The organism is Megamonas hypermegale (genome assembly GCF_900187035.1).
Classification (GTDB): domain Bacteria; phylum Bacillota; class Negativicutes; order Selenomonadales; family Selenomonadaceae; genus Megamonas; species Megamonas hypermegale.
The window spans coordinates 361,833-379,664 of record NZ_LT906446.1 but is presented as its reverse complement, the minus strand read 5'-3'; the positions used below and the strand labels follow the sequence as shown (position 1 = coordinate 379,664).

Sequence of the window (17,832 nt, the reverse complement as noted above, 5' to 3'; positions counted from 1 at the left end):
TTTACTATTATTATTTAAAAAAGAAGTTTAGCTAATTCTGTAATGACAAATTTTAAATCATTTTTCGTATGACTAGCTGATATCGTTAAACGCAATCTACTTTGATTTTGTGGGACTGTAGGCGGGCGAATAGCCGATAAAATAATATGTTTTTCATAGAGTTTTTTAGCTATTTGCAACGCTTTTTCATTACTATGAACAATAATAGGCACAATAGGTGTCATCAATTTCATATTTATATTATTTTGCTGCAATAAATCTTGTACATAAGAAATATTATCATATAATTTATCAACTAAACTATTATCGTTAGTGATTAAGGATAATGCTGCAAGACTACTTGCTATATCTGCTGGTGTCAGTGCAGTGGAAAAAATATAGCTGCGAGCTTTATTGATGAGATATTCAATTAAAATTTTCTTGCCAGCGACAAAGCCACCTTCTGAAGCTAATGCCTTACTCAAAGTGCCTAATTGAATGTCTATCTTTCCTTGCAAATGAAAATGTTCTACACTACCATGACCTTTGCCCAAAACACCTGTGGCATGTGCATCATCAACCATAGTTAAAGCATTGTATTTATGCGCTAAATATGCGATTTCATCCAAAGATGCAATATCACCATCCATGCTAAATACGCTATCTGTAACGATTAATTTCGTATTAGAATACGGCAATTTTTTTAATATATTTTCCAAATCTGCCATATTTTTATGAGCATAAATTAAAGTTTTGGCTTTGCTAAGACGACAACCATCAATTATACTTGCATGATTTAATTCATCACTTATAATGTAATCATTAGAACTAGTTAATGCACTGATAGTTCCAACATTAGCCACATATCCAGTATTAAAGACTAATGCTTTTTCTGTAGATTTAAATTCAGCAAGTGCTTGTTCTAATTTTGAAAATAAAATATGTGAACCAGATATCAAGCGAGAACCACCAGAACCTGTGCCGTATTTTTCAATGGCATTGATAGCCGCTTTTTTCACCTCTGGATGATGTGTAAGTCCTAAATAATTATTTGAAGCCATCATTAAATATTCTTCATCATCTTTTATGACTTTAGTGGCAGAAATTGGAATATACGTTATAGGCTTGCGATATAATTGCTGTTGATGCAAAAATTCTATTTCAGTTAAATATTTATTTAAATTATCTTGCATAATAAACTCCATTTCAATTTATAAATTAATATCTACAAGTACGGGTTGTCTTTCAAGATAATTTTGCAAAGCTGTGATATCTACAGGTGTTTTTACAAAAAATACTCTACCGCCTTGACTACTATGTAGTGGTTTCATTTTAGTAATGCGGTGATAAATATTATTAGCAGATACATAACCGATGATATAGTTAGGGTCATCGGACCAACACAATTCGCCTATGACATTAGGCGCAGATAATACTTTACTTGCCAAGACAAGGGCTTCTTGAACATGGTTATCTGTATATCCCAATTCATCAAAATGTTTTTTAGCTTGTAATGTATCTTTAAAGTCCATACGACTAACGCGAATTCCTCTCATGCCTGTATTATCCAAGCGTTTTCCAGTAGTAACATCAATTAAAATAGCACCACGCATATTTTCTTTTAGGGATAATAAAGAAGACATAGCATTATCTATTGCCATTTTAGAAATACCTGCATTGGCTAAAAAATCACAAGCATTTTTATGTCCATCATTTACATCAATAGCATTATATGTTTCCATTTTAAGCATAGGAATAGTTATGATATCTTTAGGCTTTACTTCTTCAATGGTAAGACGGATAAAATCTGCTCTACCTTTTTCATGATTTAGTGCTCGCTTAATTAATGTTTCAGTGATTTTTTGTAAGTCTTGTTTAGTGATTAAACGTTCAGCTCCTGAAATATGATGACCACCATATTCATGAGCACCACCTTTAGCTGAACGCATGCGGATACTGTAGAGCATAATATTATCTCCTTTTATGAATTATTTTCTTTAAGATATTTACCAAAATGGGAGAAGCTATTGCTGTGAAAATAAGCCCTGGGAGTGTGAATAAAAGCATAGAAAAAGTCAAAGCACCTAGATTGCCTAAAAAGAAAAATAGACTAAATCTAGCAATAAGTGATGCGATAGGGCCAGCAATGACAATCATATAAAGATGATTTTGTGCCAAATATAAAAGTAAGCCCACGATTAAGCGAAATTGCATGGCAATTGCTACATTCAATATATTTTGAGTGCCTAAAGCCAAACAAATAATACTGGATAAAATTCCGCTGATGATGTATTTCTTAAAGCCAAATACACTACAAATTGCCACAGCAAGCGGTGCAGATAATTGAAATTCTATACCAGGAATAATATTAGGGATTTTAATAGAGCCTAATATAGAAATCATTGCTACTAAAATAGCGATTTCACACAGTGTAGATGTTTTATACTTCACATTGTTAACCTTATTTTATTTTTAGTTAACATTTTAAATGAAGATAATATAATTGTCAAATAAAAAATGGCATCTTCAAAAGTTATTTCTAACCTTCGAAAATGCCATTTACTTTTTTTATTTATGCCATCATATTATTAGAAATCAATTTTTCTTTACGTGATGTTTTTACCTTCAAAATAATTGCAATGATTAAGCTTATGATGAACAATCCAGAAAATACATATAAGCAAAGCGCATAGCTCTGTGTTGTTTCACGGATAAAAGATAATAATAAAGGACCTGCGATACCAGCCATGCCCCAAGCAGTTAAAATTCTGCCATGAATTGCACTGAGCTGTTTTGTACCAAATAAATCGCTTAAATATGCAGGCATACAAGAGAAACCGCCACCATAGCAAGATACTATAATCAATACAAGTACCTGGAATAAAAACGCTTCTGTTGTATTTGCCAATGCGTAAAAAGCAAAAATTTCAATTAAGAAAAATAATACATAAGTGTTTCTGCGTCCTAAATAATCAGATATAGTTGACCAAGCAATGCGACCAAAACCGTTTATTAAACCGATTACACCAACCATAGAAGCTGCTGCAAGTGGGCTCATTTTTACAACTTCTTGAGCCATTGGAGAAGCAACAGCTAAAAGACCGATACCACAAGTGATATTTGTGAAGAAAACCCACCAAAGTGCATAGAATTTCCAATCTCTTGTAGCTTCACCAACAGTATACTGTCTAATAACAGTAGGAGCTTTAGTTATTGTTGATAATTTTGCTGTATTTAATTTAGTTGGCTGTTTTGGTGGTGGTGCTAAATAAAGAGAAGAAGCACTCATAATCACAACGTATGCACAGCCTAAAATGATGAAATTAGTAACGAGTCCGAAATTAGCAGTGAGTAGTTGCATCAAAGGACCAGCAACAAGACTTGCAAAACCAAATCCCATTATAGCAAGACCAGTTGCAAAACCACGTTTTTCTGGAAAATATTTAACGAGTGTAGATACTGGTGTTATATAACCTATACCAAGACCAATACCACCAATTACACCATAACAAATATAAAGCAAAACTAAATTATGCAAATAAAGTGCTAATGCTGTACCGAACATACCAATACCAAAAAATGTAGTCGCAGTAAGACCACTTACACGTGGGCCGTGTTTTTCAACAAAAGTTCCTAAAAATCCAGCAGAAAGACCTAAAAATAAAATAGCTAAAGAAAAAGTCCATGTCGTTTCCTGTAAGCTAAATCCCATTTGTTCCATAATTGGCTTTGTAAGTACGCTCCAAGCGTATACACTGCCAATACAAATATGAATTCCTACAGCTGATAAAGCGATAAGCCATCTGTTTTTCATGATATAATCTCCTTTACAAAAATTAAACATAAAAGAAAACTTATGCTTCAAACAAAAAACCGTCTGAGCAAAAATTTTCTTTGCCCAGACGGTCGACTTTTCTTTAGCTTTGCGGTTCACGTGGTTAATTCCACTTTAAATCCGTCAGTCCCGCACTGCTTATTAAATTATGCTTTTATTATAACAAATATCTAACACATGTCAACAACAAAATTAATTTTATTTATTAAACTTCCATGATAATCGGTAAAATCATTGGACGACGGCGGGTTTTTTCATATAAATAACGTCCAATAGCTTCACGAATATCATTTTTAAGCACAGACCATTCTGTTATATTATTGGCTAAACAATTTTCAATGGCAGTTGTAACGCGTTCTTTAGCTTCTTCCATCAATGCTTCAGATTCTCTAACATAAACGAAACCACGTGAGACGATATCAGGACCAGCAGCTATGCAACAACGTTCTTTATCCATTGTAACAACTACGATTAAAATACCATCTTGAGAAAGCTGACGACGGTCGCGCAATACGATATTACCTACATCGCCAACACCCAAGCCATCGATTAAAACTTTACCAGCAACTACTTTACCAGCAACATGACCTTCATCGCGTGTGAATTCCAACACTTGGCCATTTTCACTGATAAAGATGTTTTCTTTTGGCATGCCAATGCTTTCAGCTAATTTAGCATGTTTTACTATATGATGATATTCACCATGCACCGGTATAAAGAATTTTGGACGAACCAAATTGTGCATGAGTTTTAATTCTTCTCTACTAGCATGACCAGATACATGAATTCCTTCATCACGGCCATATACAACATCAGCACCTTGTTTCAACAAATTATCAATAGTTCGTGAAACAAGTTTTTCATTACCTGGAATAGGTGTAGCTGATATTATAATCGTATCACCTGGCAAAATACCAACTTTGCGATGATTAGAAGTAGACATACGAGTCAAAGCTGACATTGGTTCTCCTTGGCTACCTGTAGTTATAATGACTATTTGATTTAATGGGTAGTTATTGATTTCATCAACATCAATCAGTACACCTTCTGGAATGTTGAGATATCCCAATTTTATAGAAATATTGACAACATTTATCATACTGCGACCGAGTATAGCTACATGGCGATTGTATTTCACAGCTGTATCGACTACTTGCTGAATGCGATGTACATTAGAAGAAAATGTAGCGATGATAATACGATTTTTTGCCTTGCGGAACGTTCTATCAAACGCAATGCCTACAGTGCGTTCGCTCGGTGTATGGCCTTCACGTTCAGCATTTGTACTATCTGCTAAAAGTGCTAGAACACCTCTATTACCTAAATCAGAGAAAGCTCTAAAATCTGTCATTTTGCCATCAATTGGCGTATAATCAAATTTAAAATCACCTGTATGTACAATCATACCGATAGGTGTTTTTATTGATAAACCACATGCATCTGCAATACTATGATTTACACGAATAAAACCAACAGTAAAGCAACCTGCACTGATTATATCTCCATGATGTACAGGATGGAGTGTACTAGCATCTACTCCGTTTTCTCTGAGTCTGCCTTCCAAAATTCCAAGTGTCAAACGTGTACCATATACTGGTACGCCAGGAATTTGTCTTAAAACATAAGGCAAAGCTCCGATATGGTCTTCATGACCATGTGTGAGCACAATAGCTCTTATTTTGTCTTTATTTTCTAATAAATACGTAATGTCAGGAATAACTAAGTCTATACCCAGCATTTCTTCTTCAGGGAACATTAATCCGGCATCTATAACTAGAATATCATCGCCATAACGTACAACTGTCATATTTTTGCCGATTTCGCCAAGTCCGCCCAAAGGAATTATTTGCAATTTTTGAACTTCCCTTGCCAAAAATAGCACCTCCAAATATTAAATTATTGTATATTTATAGTATTCAACTATTATTTATTAACTAAAAAATGACGCTCCGTCCATAAAAACAACTCATAAAATATAAATTCCGAAACCTTAACACTTTCGAATTAATTATATAACTAAATCCCATCTTTGTAAAGAATAAGGGCTGGTTTCCCAGCCCTTGACAACATATATACTATAATAAAAATTCACTAAACACTATATTTCCAAATTTCATACCCTTTGAAGTTAAATATATTGCTTCATCTGTTTCTTTTAAAAGACCTTTTTTTATCAATTTTAATATTATATTTTTGTATATTTTATGAATATCTTCATTGAATGTATCCTTAAATTTTTGTTTATTTATACCCCATATAGTTCTCAAGGCTAAAAAACAAAATTCTTCCATATGCGCTTTTTTATCCACATTTTCTTCTGCTTCATATGGGAATATTTTTTGATTACATTTGTTTATATACATTTTTATATCAAAAGGATTTTGTACCCTTTTATCGCCATAATATCCATGCGCCCCAGCACCTAAACCAAGATACGGCTTATCTTGCCAATAAGAAAGATTATGCCTACTTTCAAAATTCGGTATAGCAAAGTTAGAAATTTCATATCTTCTATAGCCATATTTAGGCAATTTCTGCGTCAAATAATCATACATCATTTCTGTGTCTTCTTCTGCTGGCAAAATCAATTTTCCTTTATCGTATAAATTACCAAAAACAGTGCCATCTTCTATCTGTAAACCATAAATAGAAATATGCTGTATATCTTTATGCACAGCCCATTGTACGCTTTGCTCTAGCATCTCTAGTGTTTGACTAGGTAATCCATACATCAAATCAACACTTATATTATTAAAGCCAGCTTTCTTAGCTAAATCTATCGCCAAGTCTGCTTCTTCTATCGTATGAATACGCCCTATTTTTTTCAATAACTCATCTTGTACTGCTTGTACCCCAAAACTGAGCCTATTTATTCCGTTTTGCTTTAATGAATTTAGTTTTTCTCCATCAACTGTACCTGGATTTGCTTCTAAAGTGATTTCGCAATTACTATTGAACTTAAAATTTTCACTTACTGTTTCAAGCACTTTTTTTATTAAATCAGCTGACAAGATAGAAGGTGTTCCACCGCCAAAATAAATTGTATCAAGACAAATATCAGGAAACAATTCCCGATAGAGAACTATTTCCTGACAAAGAGCTTCTATATACTGTTTATAAAGTAAATTATCATCTTTACTTGATTTAACTGAAGCAAAATCACAATAAAAACATTTCTGTTTGCAAAACGGAATGTGAATGTACATTCCAAAATTTTTCATCAGTCTATTTTTAAAATCGCCATGAAAGCTTCTTGTGGAACTTCTACAGAACCTACTGCCTTCATGCGTTTTTTACCTTCTTTCTGTTTTTCCAACAATTTACGTTTACGAGTGATATCCCCGCCATAACATTTTGCCAATACGTCTTTACGCATTGCGCGAACGTTTTCACGAGCGATAATCTTATTGCCCACCGCAGCTTGAATTGGAATTTCAAACATTTGACGCGGAATTATATTTTTAAGTTTTTCAGCTAATTGACGACCACGGCTAGCAGCTCTATCAACGTGTACAATAGTAGAAAGTGCATCGACTGGTTCACCGTTGAGCAAAATATCCAATTTAACAAGTTTTGATGGCTGATAATCAGTCAATTCATAATCAAGTGAAGCATATCCACGTGTAGCTGATTTCAATTTATCAAAATAATCATAGATGATTTCACTAAGCGGAATGTGATATACAACCATTACACGGTTCACATCGAGATAATCCATTGTCTTAAATACACCGCGTTTATCCTGAGAAATTTCCATAACAGGGCCAACATAATCATTTGGTACAATGACAGTCGCTTTTACATATGGTTCTTCAATATGTTCAATTTCAGTTGGTGGTGGCATAGAAGCAGGGTTATCAATTTTTACCATTTCTTTATTCGTTTTATATACATGGTAAATAACACTTGGTGCTGTAGTTATGAGTTTTAATTTATATTCGCGTTCCAAACGTTCTTGAATAACATCCATATGCAAAAGACCTAAGAAACCGCAACGAAAACCAAAGCCGAGCGCAATTGATGTTTCTGGTTCAAAAGTCAATGCCGCATCATTTAATTGCAATTTTTCCAAAGCATCTTTTAAATTTTCATAATCAGAGCTATCAACTGGATAAAGACCACAATAAACCATTGGTGTAACACCACGATAACCTGGAAGTGCTTCATCAGCTGGATTATTAGCAGCAGTTATCGTATCACCGACACGTACATCACGCACATTTTTCAAACTACCTGCAACAAAACCAACTTCGCCACTTTCTAACATATTTATATTTACTGGAGCAGGACGGAAGCAACCAATATCTGTTACTTCAAATTCTTTGCCTGTAGCCATCATTTTTAATCTCATACCAGGTTTAATCATGCCATCTACGACACGAATATGAGCGATTACGCCTTTATACGCATCAAAGTATGAGTCAAAAATGAGTGCTTTTAATGGTTTATCATTATCAGCTGGTGGTGCCGGAATTTTTTGTACAATCTGTTCCAAAATATCTTCAATGCCGATACCAGTCTTAGCGCTGGCGAGCACAGCATCAGAAGTATCAAGTCCGATGATATCTTCAATTTCTTGTTTTACCATTTCAGGTTCAGCACTTGGTAAATCAATTTTGTTGATAACTGGAATTATCTCTAAATCATGTTCTAGTGCTAAATACACATTGGCAAGAGTTTGAGCTTCTACACCTTGCGTAGCATCGACAACGAGCAATGCACCTTCACACGCCGCTAAGCTACGAGATACTTCGTAGTTAAAGTCAACGTGGCCCGGTGTGTCAATTAAATTGAGTTCGTAAATCTCGCCATCTTTTGCCTTATAATGTAGGCGCACAGTCTGGGCTTTTATGGTGATACCGCGTTCACGTTCTAAATCCATATTATCCAAAACTTGTGCTTCCATTTCACGCTCAGTGAGCGTACCTGTATATTCAATTAATCTATCCGCTAATGTAGACTTTCCATGGTCAATATGTGCTATAATGGAAAAATTTCTAATATGTTTTGCGTCCAAATTACTACCTCCGTTAAATTTTTATTTCATATAATTATATCATTTCTCAAAACGCTCTAGCAATAGTAATTGATTTCCTAGTATTTTAATAGTAAAATATTTATAGAGATGAGGTGAATTCTTATGAAAATATCTACTAAGGGTCGTTACGCTCTACGAACAATGATTGATTTAGCTGTAAACGACAACGGCAGTCCCATTCCTTTAAAAGATATTGCCGCTCGCCAAGATATCAGCTTAAAATACATGGAGCAAATTATCGCTCTTCTCATAAAAGCTAAATTGGTAAAAAGTGTACGTGGAAACAATGGTGGTTATTTACTAGCAAAATCCAGTATGCAATATACAGCAGGTGATATTCTTCGTGCTGCTGAAGGAGACTTAACACCTATTGATTGTTTGAAAAAAAATCATATTGCTTGTACTCGTGCTGATACTTGCACTGTGCAACCATTCTGGCTAGGGTTAAAAAAAGTGATAAATGGCTATTTAGATAGCATTACATTATCTGAACTTGCCCGCCAAGCAAAAGAAAAATCACTTATACGATTTTAAAGGAGCAATATAGCTCCTTTTTATTATTTTTCTGTAGAAAAACATTTACAGTTATATTTGTCCAAAAAATCATAAAAAAATTACAAATTTACACATTTTCTGTTGTGTAAAGATTAATTCACCTATATAATATAGAAATATGGTTATTTACGTTATACGTTACAAAAATTTACAGAAAGGACTTTTTTATGCAAAAAATTAAAACACGTGATGTAATCGTAATCGGATTTGCTTTATTTTCTATGTTCTTTGGCGCTGGAAATCTAATTTTCCCGCCACATTTAGGAATGACTTCTGGAGATGAATGGTTGACCGGCTTTTCTTGCTTTATCTTCGTTGAAGTATTTCTTTCCTGTGTTGGTATTTATGCCATGGTACTCGGTGGAGGTAGTATCACAGCACTTGAAGATGCTATTGGAAAAATCCCTGGTAGAATTTTAAATATCATTATTATTTTATGTACAGGTGTATTGATTGCTCCACCACGTACTGCCGCTACTACCTTTGAAATGAGTATCGCACCATTTACTGATAAAATCTCATTATTGGCTTTTTCCATTATCTTTTTTGCCATTGTATTTATAACGACAATTCGCCCGACTCGCTTTGTTGATATAATCGGTAAATATTTAACACCAATACTTGTCATTTGTACATTTATCTTAATCATAGCAGGTATTGTAAACCCTATTGGTGAAATTGCACCACCATTATCTTCTACAGTAGCACAAGATGGTGTTATTGCAGGTTATCAAACAATGGACATTTTAGCCGTTGTTGGTTTTGGTATTGTAATGCTCAATACACTTCGCCTCAAAGGTTACACTGACCACAAAGTACAATTAAAAGCTATCATTTATATTTGTATTGTTGCAGGTCTTTTGCTTTGCTCTATTTATGGCGGACTTGCTTATCTTGGAGCAACTTCTAGCCAAGTCATAAGTCATGACTTAAACCAAGCTCAGCTCATTGTCGCTATCACACGCCATTTACTCGGTAGCACAGGTACACTTATTCTCGGTATTATCGTTGGCTTTGCTTGCCTTACAACAGCTATCGGTCTTGCTGGAGCAACAGCATATTTCTTTGAAAAAATTTCCAATGGCAAAATAAAATATCAAACTTGGATTGTAATAAACATCTTAATCAGTGCTTCATTATGTAATCTCGGTCTCACATCTATAATCAATTTAGCTGTACCGATTTTAACTACAATTTGTCCACCATTTATGGTTACAGTAATCTTGCTTTTATTCCGCAACCATATTAAAAATAATGCCATTTATAAAGTATGTGCATTCATCGGTCTTATCTTTGGTCTTTACTATACAATACAATCTTACATTTAAATTTTAGCTTTAAATTAAATGCTGATTTTTATTGCTATACTTATTCTTGACTTTAATGTAGTTGCTAAGTATAATGATATTTGTCTATAATTGTATAGTTATAATAAATCCCTTGATACAGAGTAGTAAACTTTGTAAAGTCTTTTCAGAAAATAGGCGGTTGATGTGAGCCTATAGCTTTATGGTTGAACTCGCTGTGGAGGAGCACTTGTTGCCGCTAATCCCGTTAAGATTTTAAGAGGACAGCTATCTGTCAATCAGGGTGGTACCGCGATTAATTCGTCCCTGGCATATATTGCCAGGGGCTTTTTTATTGCTTAAAAATTTTACAGGAGTGTTTTATTATGGAAAAATATTGTCCACAGACCATTGAAAAAAAATGGCAAAAAATCTGGGACGAAACTAATGCTTATCAGATTAAAAACGACCCAAGTAAACCAAAATATTATGTACTTGAAATGTTCCCTTATCCTTCTGGAAATCTACATATGGGACACGTTCGCAACTATTCCATCGGTGATGTTATCGCTCGTTACAAAACCATGAACGGCTTTAATGTACTTCACCCAATGGGATTTGATGCTTTCGGTATGCCAGCAGAAAATGCTGCTATCAAACACGGCGTTCGTCCTTCCGATTGGACAGAAGACAACATGGCAAACATGACTCGCCAGCAAAAAGAAATGGGTCTTTCCTATGACTGGGATAGAAAAGTTGCTACTTGCCATGAAGATTATTATAAATGGACACAATGGCTTTTTGAATTATTCTATAAAAAAGGTCTCGCTTATAAGAAAAAAGCTTCCGCTAACTGGTGCGAAACTTGCCATACTGTACTTGCAAATGAACAGGTTATCGATGGCAAATGCTGGCGTTGCGATTCCACTGTTGTAAAAAAAGACCTTGAACAGTGGTTCTTAAAAATCACAGATTACGCTGATGTACTCTTAAAAGACCTCGACAAACTCAAAGGTTGGCCAAACCGCGTAAAAATCATGCAGGATAACTGGATTGGCAGAAGTGAAGGCGCACAATTCAGCTTTGATGTACCAGAATACAATGAAAAGATTTCAGTTTATACAACTCGCCCTGATACCGTTTTCGGTGTATCTTATGTAGTTTTAGCAGCTGAACATCCACTTGTAAAAAAATTCATCAAAGGCAAAGAAAACGAACAAGAAATTTTAAAATTCATTGAAGAAGTTCACAACATGAACGAAATCGAACGTACTTCCAGCGAATCTGAAAAGAAAGGTATGTTCACTGGCGTTTATGCTATAAATCCATTCAACGGCGAAAAAGTACCTGTATGGGTAACAAACTATGTTCTCTATGAATATGGTACTGGTGCTGTTATGGGTGTTCCAACTCATGATGAACGTGACTTCATGTTCGCTAAAAAATACAATTTACCAATGAAAATTGTTATCCAGAATAAAGATAATTCCCTCACACTTGAAACAATGGAAAATGCTTACGTTGATGATGGTGTACTCGTAAATTCTGGTCAATTCACCGGCATGAACAATCGCAAAGCTATCACAGCTATGATTGATTGGCTCGAAGAAAACAAACTCGGTGAACGTCATGTAAATTACCGTTTACGCGATTGGCTCATTTCCCGTCAACGTTATTGGGGTGCACCAATTCCAGTAATTTACTGCCCTCATTGCGGTGAAGTTCTCGTACCTGAAGAAGATTTACCTGTTAAATTACCAAAAGACGTTAAATTTGAAACTGGTGCTACTTCTCCACTTGCTCAATCCGAAGAATTTGTCAACTGCACTTGTCCAAAATGCGGTGGCCCTGCAAGACGTGAAACAGATACTATGGATACATTCATTTGTTCTTCTTGGTATTATATGCGCTATGCTGACCCACACAATGACAAAATGCCATTCTCTAAAGAAGCTGTAGATTACTGGCTCCCAGTTGACCAATATATCGGCGGTATCGAACACGCTATTTTGCATTTGCTCTATTCCCGTTTCTTCACTAAAGTCTTAAAAGACGCTGGTCTTGTAAACTTTGATGAACCATTCACAAACCTCTTAACTCAAGGTATGGTTATCAAAGATGGTTCTAAAATGAGTAAATCAAAAGGCAATGTAGTATCCCCAGAAGAAATCATCAAAAAATATGGCGCTGATACAGCTCGTGTCTTCATCTTATTCGCTGCTCCACCAGAACGTGACCTCGAATGGAGTGACCAAGGTGTAGAAGGTGCTTGGCGTTTCATTCAGCGTGTTTGGAGAATTGTTCTCTCCTATGCTGATAAAGTAAAAGAAAATCAGCCATTTGATAAAAATGCTTTAACTAAAGAAGAAAAAGAATTATTCCGTATCTTAAACGTTACAATTCAAAAAGTAACAGAAGATATCGGCACTCGTGGCACATTCAACACTGCTATCAGTACAATCATGGAACTTGTAAATGCGTTCTATACTTTCAAAGATGGCAACTTAAATGCTGGTCTTGCTCGCGAAGTTGTTATCAACTTGATTAAACTCTTAGCACCATTTGCTCCACACGTTACTGAAGAACTCTGGCAACAAATCGGTCAAAAAGGCAGTGTACATCATACAACTTGGCCTACATTTGACCCAAAAGCAACTGTTGCTGATGAAGTTGAAGTAGTTGTTCAAGTTAATGGTAAAGTACGTTCTAAAATCATGATTGCTTCTACTGCAACTCGTGAACAACAACAAGAACAAGCACTTGCTGATGAAAAAATCAAAGGCTTAATCGAAGGTAAAACTATCGTTAAAGTAATCAGCGTACCACAAAAACTTGTAAACATTGTAGTAAAAGGCTAATAACAATATATAAACTAAAAAATGTTGAAATTGGAGAACTCTCTCTGATTTCAACATTTTTATTTATCACTATTTAATTTTATAAAGGATTTTTATTTTTTATGTATAAAAAACGCTATGAACTATTAGATACCTTGCGAGGTTTTAGCCTTCTAAATATGATAGGCTACCATTTCATTTGGGATTTAATATATATCTTTTCCGTTATAGATAATACCCTGCCGAATTTATTTTATATTTGGCAACAATTTATTTGCATTTCCTTTATTTTTATATCAGGATTTTGCTGGCAACTCAGCCACAATCACATAAAACGCGGCGCTTTAATCTTTATCTGCGGTTTATCAATCAGCTTAGTTACATATATCTTCACACCAAAAAACACAATTATATTCGGTATTCTGACTTTTTTAGGTTCCGCTACATTAATTATAATACTACTGCACAAAATATTATCTCATTTAAAACCCCTAACAGGCTTTTTATTAAGTTCATTTTTCTTCATCTTTTTCAGACAGATTACCCGCGGTTATATCGGTTTTCCTTTTTATAAAATCCAACTTCCCGACAAAATCTATACCAACCATTTCACCGCTTATCTGGGTTTTCCTCATGATGATTTCACCTCAGCCGATTATTTTCCGATACTGCCATGGATATTTTTATTTATAAGCGGTTATTATGCTTATCAATATTGCTGCAATCATAAACTCTTATCATATTTTGAGAAAAAACTATCACCTTTTTTAAATTACCTCGGCAAAAAATCTTTAATAATCTATCTGCTACACCAGCCAATAATATATTCCCTGCTAAATATCGCATTATAAAAAACCGAAACTATGAAGTTTCGGCTTTTTATTAAATATATTAATTATTATTCAAAATATTATCTGATTGTTCTTGAAGATAATTTAGAGCAATATCTTCATTTTGTTCAATAGCAATTTCTACAGATTTTTTAGCAGCTTCTAACAATAATTTACTTTGATTATATAATAATTTTGATTGCTTTATATAACAAGTAATTTTTTGTTGTATATTATCATTTAAAATAGGTATACAAATTTTCTCAAATTCTTCTTTACTTATTGCTGTTAAAATAGTACCCGAACAACCTTTTTTCATTAAATTCTGCAATATTTCTGATTTAAATAAAACTAAAAGTGTCTCTGATGTAAATATTCCCGATTTTATTACAAAAAAACCAGTAGAACAAAAAGCTCCATCAAATTCTTCTGTTATCAATGCACACTTATTTAAAGAACCTTCAATTGATGAAACAATCACATCTCCTGTATGAACAATTCTTCTTGCTCTTGTTGGTAAATTCACTCCAAAATCTTCTGTACAATCAATTATATTTCCTATATTGTCAATATTAGCTAATTCTATATATTTATATTTTTTATTATCTTTAGGTGTTATATTTTTATCCTGTAATGTTATTATAGAACATATATTTCCTTTTTTAGGATATTTATATATATTTTTTTGTAAAGCTTCATATTTAGCTAAATAATATTCAGCATCTAAACGTCCACTATTACTAAAAGAATTATTAAATGATTTTATATTAATATTACTATTATTTTCTATTTTTATATTTAATTCTTTTACTAATAATTGTTCAGCTTTTAAATAAGCTTTATTTGCTTGTTGCATTAAATTTTCAGTAATATCTAATTTAGAAATTATCCTATCCACCAACTTATCAAAAAATGGTATTTTCAATTTTTCTATAACATTTGTTGATATAGTCGGTTGAGCAGATATTTTTAACTGCCTTTTTATTTGTAAAAAACCATATTTAGTATAAAAAAATACCGCTACATATTTTGCCAAGAATTCATTTTTCAAAGAAACTGCAATAATATTAGGGCTGATAGTTATATTATCTCTATTAGATACCCCTATTTTTATATCTCCCACTCTAGAAAAAAGTACTGTATTTCTACCATATTTTTTTAAGTTGTTATCATGCAATGTTTCTTCTGAAATATATACTAAATTTTCGTTTTCTATTGTAAGCTGTTTTAAATTAAAAGGTCTAACAACTAATACACCATTTATTTCATACTTATCATCTAATAAACTTGAACCAAATGGTCCACAATTTATTGAGTTAACATACATACCTAACTCATTATAATTAGCTAGTTTTTTCTCTATGCTTAAATATATTTTTTTATAATATTCAGCTTCTAATCTAAATAAATTATCATGTATATTATTAAAATATATTTCACTGCATTCTAACCCACTCATTAAACGATTATATTTTTCTTCGTCAAATGGTGGGTTATTTAGAAAAAACTTAGTTTTTCCTTTTTCGCAAATTCAATAAAAGCTTCTGCTATACCATCTTGTGTTAATCCATCATGATTATATAAATCGTGTTTTACAATAAGATGCCCATGTGTATCTAATACAGGTTTTCCGTCTTTGGTTACATATATTTTTTCACCAGAATTATCTTTACTAGGTTCTTGCATGGTAGCGAAGAAAATTGGATAATCTTCTTTATATGGACAAAGTTCATTATCCCATTTTTGCACAAAAAGAACCGATGTTTTAGTACCTGTATGCGGTTTAAATACATTTCCATGCAAACCTACAACAGCAAGAATACGACAATGTTTTGCAATATAATCTCTAATATATTTATCACCGCTATTATTAAAACGTCCTTGTGGCAATACTACAGCCATTCTTCCGCCAGGCTTTAAGAAATTTAGATTTCTTTCAATAAATAAAATATCTCTGCCTACTTTACTTTGCATTTTTCCTTTAGCATTTTTACCAAGTTCATAACAAGATATCATCTTGCTTTCTTTAATATCACCAGCAAAAGGTGGATTAGCCATTAAAATATCAAAGTTAAAAAATTGATTGCTATTCTTTATAGACCTTAATTTTTTTAATTTTTTCCAACCTTCATTATAGGTATCTGTCCATTGTTCTTCTTTTGTAACTTCGTCCCAACGTTCATAATCTAAAGTATTTAAGTGAAGAACATTCGTTTTTCCATCTCCTGCTATAAGATTTAACATTTTAGCTACTCGAACGCATTTTATATCAAAATCTATTGCAAAAATATGTTCATTTACATAATCTGTACATTCAACAGGTTTTTCTTCTGATGTAAATAAATTACTCTGCTTTATGCCTTTTTCTCGCAAAATCTGTTTCCAAACATAAAATATTGTATGAATAGGAAATCCACAGCTACCAGCAGCTGTATCAATCATATTTTCATCTTCGGTAGGATTTAACATTCTAACACACATTTCAATAACATAACGTGGTGTAAAATATTGTCCCTTTTCACCTTTTTGACTCTTACTCATCAAGTATTCAAAAGCATCATCTATTACATCAAGATTAGAATTAAATAATTTTACGTCTTGCAAACTAGATACACAAACGGATAAATGTGAACCTGTTAATTCTATTTTTGTAGACTCTCCAAATATACCTTCCCATTTATTTTTGGCTTGTTCAAATAAATTTTGAATTTTTTCTTTTAATTCTGTTTCTGTATAACCATAGTTTCTAAACTGTAATACTCGCTTTTTATCTCTACCGCTTTGTAATTCATCAAATAATTTAGTAAATATTAGCTTAAAAACTTCTTCAAAAACATCAACACCAGCATTTGCTAAAACTTCATCTTCCATTTCAAGAATTAAATCCTTTAAAGATTTACGTTCTTGCACTAATTTATCTTTCTGTATTAATGTATCAATAGTCCATCGTTCTGTTAAAATATCTGCTAAACTTTCATCCACAGATGGAATATTTGGTATATCTTCAAAATAATTAGGATCTTTTCTGTTATAAAATGAAATCTGTTCTCCATTAGTCCATACACCAATAGGCGCACCTGTTGCATTACAATATGATTTTAATTGTTCTTTTCCATCTTTTAATTTAGGTTTTTTTAATTCTACTATAATATATGGCGCAGTCTTTCTATCTTTATCAAAGATAACAATATCAGCTTTTTTCTTTTCTCTACCAAAAGAAACAACATATTCAACAGCCATACGATTAAGTGGATATCCATATTGTTTATTTAATTTATCTATATATAATTGACGAACTATTTCTTCTGGCTTTAACATGATAAGCTTTTTTCGTATTAAACATTCCACATATAAAGCAGGTTTTCCCTTATTATTTTTTTCAATAACTCGTTCTAATAAAGATGTAATACTTTCTTGACTAAATTGTGTTAAATTATATTTACTACCATTAAGAATGTCTTCTATATTCATT

General features: G+C 33.1%; 13 protein-coding genes, 1 riboswitch and 1 other annotated feature. Of the genes, 4 read left to right on the top strand and 9 right to left on the bottom strand.

Annotated features, from left to right (window positions below; genetic code table 11):
• Positions 1 to 14: 14 nt before the first annotated feature.
• From bioF to lepA, 7 genes are all read right to left on the bottom strand, one after another.
• Positions 15 to 1,172: an 8-amino-7-oxononanoate synthase gene (bioF, locus tag CKV65_RS01780; protein ID WP_027889192.1), complete on the bottom strand. Its 1,158-nt coding sequence runs from the start codon at positions 1,170 to 1,172 to the stop codon at positions 15 to 17.
• Between the two features lie 18 nt (positions 1,173 to 1,190).
• Complete coding sequence (locus tag CKV65_RS01775) at positions 1,191 to 1,946, bottom strand: 6-carboxyhexanoate--CoA ligase (RefSeq protein WP_027889191.1); 756 nt, start codon at positions 1,944 to 1,946, stop codon at positions 1,191 to 1,193.
• A gap of 4 nt (positions 1,947 to 1,950) precedes the next feature.
• The gene (locus CKV65_RS01770) at positions 1,951 to 2,430 is read right to left on the bottom strand and encodes a hypothetical protein (protein ID WP_027889190.1); all 480 of its coding nucleotides are present in this window, start codon (positions 2,428 to 2,430) and stop codon (positions 1,951 to 1,953) included.
• Between the two features lie 121 nt (positions 2,431 to 2,551).
• Positions 2,552 to 3,793 (bottom strand): L-lactate MFS transporter, encoded by a 1,242-nt coding sequence (locus tag CKV65_RS01765; RefSeq protein ID WP_027889189.1) that lies wholly within the window; start codon positions 3,791 to 3,793, stop codon positions 2,552 to 2,554.
• Positions 3,794 to 3,868: 75 nt separating this feature from the next.
• Positions 3,869 to 3,955: riboswitch (ZMP/ZTP riboswitch) on the bottom strand.
• A gap of 64 nt (positions 3,956 to 4,019) precedes the next feature.
• Positions 4,020 to 5,687 carry a ribonuclease J gene (locus CKV65_RS01760; protein ID WP_027889188.1) on the bottom strand — a complete coding sequence of 556 codons (1,668 nt, stop codon included), beginning with the start codon at positions 5,685 to 5,687 and terminating at the stop codon, positions 4,020 to 4,022.
• A gap of 202 nt (positions 5,688 to 5,889) precedes the next feature.
• Positions 5,890 to 7,035 (bottom strand): radical SAM family heme chaperone HemW, encoded by a 1,146-nt coding sequence (hemW, locus tag CKV65_RS01755; protein ID WP_027889187.1) that lies wholly within the window; start codon positions 7,033 to 7,035, stop codon positions 5,890 to 5,892.
• Positions 7,035 to 8,831 carry a translation elongation factor 4 gene (lepA, locus tag CKV65_RS01750; RefSeq protein WP_027889186.1) on the bottom strand — a complete coding sequence of 599 codons (1,797 nt, stop codon included), beginning with the start codon at positions 8,829 to 8,831 and terminating at the stop codon, positions 7,035 to 7,037. The genes hemW and lepA overlap by 1 nt, the downstream gene beginning before the upstream one ends.
• Positions 8,832 to 8,954: 123 nt before the next feature.
• Between lepA and CKV65_RS01745 the strand changes: the two genes are divergently transcribed.
• The 4 genes from CKV65_RS01745 to CKV65_RS11015 all read left to right on the top strand — a co-directional run bounded on the left by CKV65_RS01745 (position 8,955) and on the right by CKV65_RS11015 (position 14,381).
• On the top strand, positions 8,955 to 9,386 hold the full coding sequence (locus tag CKV65_RS01745) for an RrF2 family transcriptional regulator (RefSeq protein WP_027889185.1): 432 nt from the start codon (positions 8,955 to 8,957) through the stop codon (positions 9,384 to 9,386).
• Between the two features lie 188 nt (positions 9,387 to 9,574).
• Complete coding sequence (gene brnQ, locus CKV65_RS01740; RefSeq protein ID WP_036254215.1) at positions 9,575 to 10,735, top strand: branched-chain amino acid transport system II carrier protein; 1,161 nt, start codon at positions 9,575 to 9,577, stop codon at positions 10,733 to 10,735.
• Between the two features lie 103 nt (positions 10,736 to 10,838).
• Positions 10,839 to 11,025: a binding site (T-box leader), on the top strand.
• Positions 11,026 to 11,079: 54 nt separating this feature from the next.
• Positions 11,080 to 13,551 (top strand): leucine--tRNA ligase, encoded by a 2,472-nt coding sequence (gene leuS / locus CKV65_RS01735; protein WP_036254213.1) that lies wholly within the window; start codon positions 11,080 to 11,082, stop codon positions 13,549 to 13,551.
• A gap of 101 nt (positions 13,552 to 13,652) precedes the next feature.
• Entirely contained in the window at positions 13,653 to 14,381 is a 729-nt protein-coding gene (locus CKV65_RS11015; protein ID WP_071601695.1) for a heparan-alpha-glucosaminide N-acetyltransferase domain-containing protein, read from the top strand.
• Positions 14,382 to 14,421: 40 nt separating this feature from the next.
• Here CKV65_RS11015 and CKV65_RS01725 read toward each other — a convergent pair whose 3' ends face one another.
• Together CKV65_RS01725 and CKV65_RS01720 are read right to left on the bottom strand one after the other, a co-directional pair.
• Positions 14,422 to 15,819 (bottom strand): restriction endonuclease subunit S domain-containing protein, encoded by a 1,398-nt coding sequence (locus CKV65_RS01725; RefSeq protein ID WP_051177533.1) that lies wholly within the window; start codon positions 15,817 to 15,819, stop codon positions 14,422 to 14,424.
• A 38-nt stretch (positions 15,820 to 15,857) separates the two neighbouring features.
• A complete protein-coding gene (locus CKV65_RS01720) occupies positions 15,858 to 17,831 on the bottom strand; it encodes a type I restriction-modification system subunit M (protein ID WP_027889182.1) in 1,974 nt (657 codons plus the stop codon).
• Position 17,832: the final 1 nt, after the last annotated feature.

Bases quoted from the DNA above. Each gene is read 5' to 3' on its own strand.
- bioF (WP_027889192.1), bottom strand. From the start codon at position 1,172: ATGCAAGATAATTTAAATAAATATTTAACTGAAATAGAATTTTTGCAT.
- CKV65_RS01775 (WP_027889191.1), bottom strand. From the start codon at position 1,946: ATGCTCTACAGTATCCGCATGCGTTCAGCTAAAGGTGGTGCTCATGAA.
- CKV65_RS01765 (WP_027889189.1), bottom strand. From the start codon at position 3,793: ATGAAAAACAGATGGCTTATCGCTTTATCAGCTGTAGGAATTCATATT.
- hemW (WP_027889187.1), bottom strand. From the start codon at position 7,035: ATGAAAAATTTTGGAATGTACATTCACATTCCGTTTTGCAAACAGAAA.
- CKV65_RS01745 (WP_027889185.1), top strand. From the start codon at position 8,955: ATGAAAATATCTACTAAGGGTCGTTACGCTCTACGAACAATGATTGAT.
- brnQ (WP_036254215.1), top strand. From the start codon at position 9,575: ATGCAAAAAATTAAAACACGTGATGTAATCGTAATCGGATTTGCTTTA.
- leuS (WP_036254213.1), top strand. From the start codon at position 11,080: ATGGAAAAATATTGTCCACAGACCATTGAAAAAAAATGGCAAAAAATC.
- CKV65_RS11015 (WP_071601695.1), top strand. From the start codon at position 13,653: ATGTATAAAAAACGCTATGAACTATTAGATACCTTGCGAGGTTTTAGC.
- CKV65_RS01725 (WP_051177533.1), bottom strand. From the start codon at position 15,819: ATGAGTGGGTTAGAATGCAGTGAAATATATTTTAATAATATACATGAT.
- CKV65_RS01720 (WP_027889182.1), bottom strand. From the start codon at position 17,831: ATGAATATAGAAGACATTCTTAATGGTAGTAAATATAATTTAACACAA.